Source organism: Pleomorphochaeta sp. DL1XJH-081 (genome assembly GCF_049310885.1).
Taxonomy (GTDB): Bacteria; Spirochaetota; Spirochaetia; order Sphaerochaetales; family Sphaerochaetaceae; genus CAYZJV01.
Window position 1 is genome coordinate 1 of sequence record NZ_JBMDYO010000132.1, and the last position, 262, is coordinate 262.

At 64.5% G+C, this 262-nt stretch carries 1 pseudogene; it reads left to right on the forward strand.

Going from position 1 to position 262, the window contains the following annotated elements:
• A pseudogene (locus tag ACODJP_RS14200) lies at positions 1–262 on the forward strand (MFS transporter); the annotation flags it as partial.

A 262-nucleotide genomic window follows, 5' to 3' on the forward strand; every position in this document is an offset into this window, starting at 1 on the left:
GCCGCTGGTCCGCCAGCTGCTGAGCAAACGGCAGATCATCGGCGCCAGCATCGGCCAGTTTGCCGGCAATACCGTGCTGGTGTTTTTTCTCACCTGGTTCCCCACCTGGCTGGCCACCGAGCGGCATATGCCCTGGCTGAAGGTTGGCTTCTTCTCCATCCTGCCGTTTGTCGCCGCCGCCGGCGGGGTGATGTTTGGCGGCTGGCTCTCCGACAAACTGCTCAAGGCCACCGGGTCGGCCAACCTCGGTCGTAAGCTGCCG